The sequence below is a fragment of the Psychrobacillus sp. genome (assembly GCF_056205495.1).
The window spans coordinates 1-6,346 of sequence record NZ_JBAEAP010000650.1 but is presented as its reverse complement, the minus strand read 5'-3'; the positions used below and the strand labels follow the sequence as shown (position 1 = coordinate 6,346).

The window sequence follows — 6,346 nt, the reverse complement described above, 5'->3', positions numbered from 1 at the left end:
TGATGGGCTATTATAATGGCAAGATTCATTTAGAAGACGGAACAACTCTAACTATCCAGCAGATGTTAGGATGCATTGAAGAGCACAAGGCTAAATGGTAAAAAGGCTACCCAGTTAGGGAAGCCTTTTTTTGTGGAATGGTGTGCCTTCTACTAATTATGGTAGACACTTTTTATGTTTAGGTGCAAATTCACTTGGTTAGGTGGCAATTGCTCCTCTTTAGGTGGCATTCTTCACCTTTTAGGTGCACTTTTCATTCCATTTACGTGACACTTTTCTAGGTTTAGGTGCGATTCCCCCCGGTTAGGTGTCAATTGCTCCCCTTTAGATGCATTTCTCACCTTTTTAGGTTCACTCTCTACCATCACTTGTCTTGTACAGACATAGGGTTTTCTTAAATAAGCTGTTTTTGCATTTGTTTGTTCTTTTCTTTAAACATTTCATTGTGAGAGGATACCATCGCAAAGCTATGTGCATCTGGTTCAATGAATTGTTTTGCTTGGTTGACCGCATTTGCAGCATCTTGAAAGGTACCTGCGATTAGGTGTAGCTTTCCCGGATGAGCTAATATATCTCCAGCTGCGTAAATACCTGGAACGGACGTCTCACTTTTACTGGTGCCGGCTACGTAATATTCATCCTTCACTGCTATATTTACCGTACTTTTTTCAATCAACTCTGCATCTCTTTCATAGCCATGATTGATAATAACTTCATCCACTTCAAGGTAAGTAATTTCTCCTGTTTCATTGTTTGAAAGGGCTACCTGTTCAATAATGTCACGGTTATTAGAAGCGATTAGCTTAGTGATAGACGTATTGAATAAGCAAGTTACTGAGCTATTCATCAGTTGAGTTACTTGAGCTTCATGTCCATTTAACGCATCCTTGCGGTAAGTTACAAATACTTTTTTGGCAATTGGCTCCAGTTCGTTTGCCCAATCGATTGCAGAGTTTCCTCCACCTGAGATGATTACGGTTTTATCCTTAAAGCGACGAATAGATTTAATCGTATAGTTTAGGTTACTAACTTCAAAGCGATCTGCTCCACGTATATCTAGTTTAAGAGGATTTAGGATTCCACCCCCGATTGCTAGGATGATGGTTTTGGAATAATGAATCTCTCCAGAAGCTGTAGTTAAACAAAAGACATTGTTATCCTTACTAATTGCTTCTACCTTTTCGTTTAATACTACTTCCGGATTAAATGTTAACCCCTGCTCTACTAGCTGATGGATTAATCGTTCACCCGAGATTGGAGGCTGCCCCCCCACATCCCAAATCATTTTTTCGGGATAGACATGAATTTTACCACCTAGTTGAGGTTGAAATTCAATGATTTTTGTATTCATTTCGCGTAATCCACTATAAAAAGCAGAATATAAGCCTGCTGGACCACCACCAATTATCGTTACATCAAATATATCCCGCATATACTGTAATCCCCTTTGAAATTTATTGTTGACTTCTGCCCAAAAATTCCATATGATTTCTTTATGATAATGATAATCGTTTTCATTTATTTTATCAACTGTTAGTTTGGAGGTTTTTAAATGGTTCGCCTTTATACGGAAGATTTGTCTATAGGCTATGGAGAAAAACTTATTGTGAAGGAGCTATCTATACAGATTCCTGACCAAAAAATTACAACAATAATTGGTCCTAATGGCTGTGGCAAATCCACCCTTCTAAAAGCAATTACGAGGATTATTCCCCATCAATCTGGATCTATATTGTTAGATGGGAAAACAGTTTCAAGAGAAAACACAAAAGTGCTTGCTAAGAAGATGGCGATTCTCCCCCAAACGCCGGAAAGTGCAAGTGGACTTTCCGTTGGTGAACTCGTGTCCTATGGTCGTTTCCCCTACCAAAGCGGGTTTGGACGTCTCACCAAAAGAGATTATGAGGTAATAGATTGGGCAATGGAAGTGACTGGAACACTTGGCTTTAAATATCTACCAGTAGATTCCCTTTCAGGAGGACAGCGTCAAAGAGTCTGGATTGCTATGGCGCTTGCACAGGAAACGGAAATCATCTTTTTAGATGAACCAACCACCTATCTCGATATGGCCCACCAGTTAGAAGTACTTGAGCTTTTACAGAAATTAAATATTCAAGAAAAAAGAACAATTGTTATGGTTTTACATGATTTAAACCAAGCTGCACGCTTTGCAGATTATATTATCGCTCTCAAAGATGGCGATATTATCAAGGCTGGTAATTGCAAGGAAGTTATCACAAAAGAAATTTTAAGAGATGTTTTTCAAATCGATGCCGAAATAGGCTTGGATCCAAGGACAGAAAAACCAATGTGCATTACATATAACCTACTAAAGGGAGAATATAAAAAATGAAAAAGCTTCTTATACCAATATTGTTTTTACTTATCTTATTAATTACTGCTTGTAATAATGACGAACCTACTGAAACAAATGGTACAGGTAAAGATAGTGTAGAAGAATCTACTACTATTACATATGATTCAGAGGAAGGTCCGATTGAGGTCCCTGCTGATCCGAAACGAGTAGTTGTAGTATCTACCTATGCGGGGAATGTAGCCGCACTTGGAGTAAACCTTGTTGGGGTTGATGCTTGGTCGAAATCTAATCCTCAGTTTGATAAGTATTTCGCAGATGTAGAAGAGGTTTCAGAGGATAACCTAGAAAAAATTATTGAGCTAGATCCGGATTTAATCATTGGACTTTCCACTGCTAAAAATTTAGACAAATTAAAAGAAATTGCACCAACTGTTACCTTTACGTATGGAAAAGTAGATTACCTTACTCAACATTTAGAAATTGGAAAACTATTAAATAAAGAAAAAGAAGCTCAGGAATGGATAGATGATTTTAAGAAACGTGCACAAACAGCAGGTGAAGAAATTAAAACCAAAATAGGTGAAGATGCAACTGTCTCTGTTATCGAGAATTTTGACAAGCAATTATATGTATTTGGTGATAACTGGGGTAGAGGAACAGAAATTATCTATCAGGAAATGAAGCTAGCAATGCCTGAAAAAGTAAAGGAAATGGCTTTAAAAGATGGGTTTTATGCTTTATCCCTTGAAGTACTGCCTGAATATGCAGGAGATTACATTATTTTCAGTAAAGCAGGGACACAGGATAACTCCTTCCAAGAAACGGATGTATACAAAAATATTCCTGCCGTAAAAGAAGGTCGAGTTTTTGAAGCTGTTGCAGAGGAATTCTACTTTAACGATCCAATTTCTTTAGATTATCAACTAGCGTTCTTTAAGGAAAATTTTTTAAACAGTAAATAGTGTACTGGAGGGATTCATATTGGAATTCCTCCTTCTTCATGTCAGAAAGGAACTAAAATATGAACTCTTCTCTGCATTTTAGTATGAAATTTATAATAAGCTGCTTCCTGCTTATCATTATGTTTGGCTTTGCTATCATTTTTGGAGCTGCTGAAACTAGCATTGTAGATGTGTGGAATGCAATTTTCACATCCCAAAACAACGATTCAATAAATATTATTAGAGAAATACGTCTTCCTCGTGAGGTGGCTGCAATTATAGTAGGTTCAGCCTTGGCTATATCGGGAGCTATCATGCAAGGAATGACCAGAAATCCTTTAGCCGATCCTGGTCTGCTTGGTCTAACCTCTGGGGCAAATGCAGCCTTAGCAGTAACTCTTGCCTTCTTACCGGCTACCAACTATTTAGGTATTACTTTTGCTTGCTTTGTTGGTTCTGCGTTAGGGGCTATATTAGTCTTCAGCATAGGTGCTGCTAAAAAAGGCGGATTCTCTCCTTTGCGGATCGTTCTTGCAGGAGCTGCCGTCTCTGCCTTTTTATATGCCATTGCAGATGGAATCGGTATATATTTTAAAATATCAAAGGATGTGTCTATGTGGACCTCCGGTGGTTTAATCGGTACATCGTGGAGTCAGCTACAGGTCATTGCTCCATTTGTTATAGCAGGCGTTATTGTTTCACTTTTACTCTCTAGACAGCTTACTATTTTAAGTTTGAATGAAGAGGTAGCAGTTGGATTAGGGCAAAGAATCTTTTTAGTGAAGACCATTCTTTTTTTAGTAGTTATCTTATTAACCGGCGCATCCGTAGCATTAGTTGGTAACATGGCTTTTGTTGGTTTGATGGTTCCACACATCGTTCGGGCCATTGTCGGCACTGACTATCGTTTCATTATCCCTATGTCCGCTATTTTAGGAGCTATATTAATGCTTTTAGCTGACACTATCGGTCGAACGATTAATATTCCATATGAAACTCCTGTAGCGGCAATCATTGCAATAATGGGTCTACCATTCTTTTTATTGATTGTTCGAAAAGGAGGGAAAATATTTCAATGATTCATCCCAAAGTTATAAAAAAACAACGTATATTATTTGTTAGCTTTCTAGTTTTAATTTTAGTGACTGCTTTCGTGAGTGCGGGGATTGGCTATTCTTCTCTATCCTTTGACCGCTTGATTCCAACTATATTAGGAGATGGCTCCTTTAAGGAAGAGTTTGTACTATTTTCTATCAGGCTCCCACGAATTATTATTACCTTACTTGCAGGCATGGCTCTTGCTTTATCAGGAGCTATACTCCAGGGGATTACTCGAAACGATTTAGCCGACCCTGGGATAATTGGTATCAATTCTGGAGCAGGTGTAGCAATTGCTTTGTTTTTTTTATTTTTCCCTATAGATCCTGGTTCATTTATTTACCTTTTACCTATTGTGGCATTTTTAGGAGCTTTACTTACAGCATTTCTAATCTATATCTTTTCCTATAATCGCGAAGTTGGACTCCAGCCAGTACGTTTAGTATTAATAGGTGTGGGCTTTTCCATGGCGCTTTCAGGCTTAATGATTGTTCTCATTTCTTCTGCTGATACTAAAAAAGTTGATTTTATAGCCAATTGGTTAGCAGGAAACATTTGGGGCGCAGACTGGCCCTTTATTTTAGCCTTACTACCATGGCTAATCGTACTCGTTCCATTTACCATGTATCGAGCTAACCGCTTAAATCTCTTAGGACTTAGTGAGCCTGTGGCAATTGGAGTTGGTGTATCCATTGAGAAAGAACGTATAGCCTTCTTAATGGTGGCAGTAGCTTTAGCAGCAGCTGCAGTTAGTGTTACGGGTGGTATTGCATTTATTGGTTTAATGGCTCCCCATATCGCGAAATCGCTAGTAGGTCCAAGACATCAACTATTTTTACCAATTGCAATCCTATTAGGCGGATGGCTATTGCTGTTAGCTGATACGATTGGACGAAATATACTTGAGCCTAGCGGTATCCCAACTGGTATTGTAGTTTCCCTTATTGGTGCTCCTTACTTTATCTATCTATTACTTAAGAAATCATAAGTAGGTGCTATACTTTAGGACAAGCTCATTCTAGGGCACAAATAGGAGCTATAAAAGAAATAAAAATGTGAAATCAGGTTGCTGATTTCACATTTTTATATTTGATTGACTAGTTATATCCCAGTCTATTTAATTGTGTTTAGACTTCAGCACACTATCATTTATTTAAATACTCATACATTTTTTTCGGATAGTCAGTAAAAATGGCATCGATCCCAATCTCTTCTAACATGTCCACGTAAGCTTCATCATTTACTGTGAAAACACGCACCTTTTTACCGCTTGCTACTGCGTCATGACCCATCTTTCTTATAACCGTTGGGAAGAAAGCGTGTAACGCGTCAGCTCCTACTAAATCTGCATATTTGTGAGGAGCAATCATTACTTCCATAAATAAAATGGCAGTTTCTACATTTGGAGCCTTTCTTTTAAAACTTTGAATTACCTCGTGATTAAAGGATGAAACTACGACACGGTTAGTTAATCGGTAATCTTGGAGCATTTCAATTACCTTGTCCTCCATCCCTTCATAAGGGAATATATCTGATTTCAATTCAATATTAATATGGTGATGAGTATCTTTAAACACATATAATACTTCTCTTAAGGTTGGTATTTTTTCTCCTCTACACTTTTGAGAAAACCAAGCTCCAAAGTCATACGCTTCTAACTGGGAAAGAGTCATATCTTTCACAAAGCCTTGTCCATTAGAAGTACGATCAATTTTTTCATCATGAATTACTACAAGCTCCCCATCCTTTGTCATATGAACATCGAATTCTACTCCAAATATAGGTAAAGCCGCAGCTGCTTTAAATGCTGAGATCGTGTTTTCAGGATGAGTTCCAGCCGAGCCCCTGTGTGCATAAATTTTCATGGTATGCCCCCCTCATATAGATACATTAAGTATATCTTCACGTAGAATATAATGGAAATGAATTTTCTAAAAACATAAAAAAATCGTGATACCGACTACTATCACGATGATATCTACAAATAGCC

Annotated in this window: 7 protein-coding genes; 5 read left to right on the top strand and 2 right to left on the bottom strand. The window is 37.9% G+C overall.

All coding sequences use genetic code 11. From position 1 onward, the window contains the following. Positions 1-2: 2 nt before the first annotated feature. Entirely contained in the window at positions 3-101 is a 99-nt protein-coding gene (locus AC06OU_RS18735; RefSeq protein ID WP_475857724.1) for a DUF2804 family protein, read from the top strand. A 293-nt stretch (positions 102-394) separates the two neighbouring features. On the opposite strand, the gene AC06OU_RS18730 is transcribed toward AC06OU_RS18735, so the two are convergent. Then, positions 395-1,432: an NAD(P)/FAD-dependent oxidoreductase gene (locus AC06OU_RS18730; protein ID WP_475857723.1), complete on the bottom strand. Its 1,038-nt coding sequence runs from the start codon at positions 1,430-1,432 to the stop codon at positions 395-397. A 120-nt stretch (positions 1,433-1,552) separates the two neighbouring features. Here AC06OU_RS18730 and AC06OU_RS18725 point away from each other — a divergent pair, with 120 nt between their 5' ends. Genes AC06OU_RS18725 through AC06OU_RS18710 form a run of 4 tightly spaced genes read left to right on the top strand, consistent with a single transcriptional unit; the run spans position 1,553 to position 5,344 of the window. After that, positions 1,553-2,353, top strand: a complete 801-nt coding sequence (locus AC06OU_RS18725; RefSeq protein ID WP_475857722.1) for an ABC transporter ATP-binding protein — start codon at positions 1,553-1,555, stop codon at positions 2,351-2,353. Continuing rightward, entirely contained in the window at positions 2,350-3,279 is a 930-nt protein-coding gene (locus AC06OU_RS18720; RefSeq protein ID WP_475857721.1) for an iron-hydroxamate ABC transporter substrate-binding protein, read from the top strand. The genes AC06OU_RS18725 and AC06OU_RS18720 overlap by 4 nt, the downstream gene beginning before the upstream one ends. Before the next feature lie 59 nt (positions 3,280-3,338). Beyond that, a complete protein-coding gene (locus AC06OU_RS18715; RefSeq protein WP_475857720.1) occupies positions 3,339-4,337 on the top strand; it encodes a FecCD family ABC transporter permease in 999 nt (332 codons plus the stop codon). Continuing rightward, positions 4,334-5,344 carry a FecCD family ABC transporter permease gene (locus tag AC06OU_RS18710; RefSeq protein WP_475857719.1) on the top strand — a complete coding sequence of 337 codons (1,011 nt, stop codon included), beginning with the start codon at positions 4,334-4,336 and terminating at the stop codon, positions 5,342-5,344. Before AC06OU_RS18715 ends, AC06OU_RS18710 begins: the two co-directional genes overlap by 4 nt. A 157-nt stretch (positions 5,345-5,501) precedes the next feature. Here AC06OU_RS18710 and AC06OU_RS18705 read toward each other — a convergent pair whose 3' ends face one another. Further along, positions 5,502-6,221, bottom strand: a complete 720-nt coding sequence (locus AC06OU_RS18705; protein WP_475857718.1) for a glycerophosphodiester phosphodiesterase — start codon at positions 6,219-6,221, stop codon at positions 5,502-5,504. Positions 6,222-6,346 lie beyond the last annotated feature (125 nt).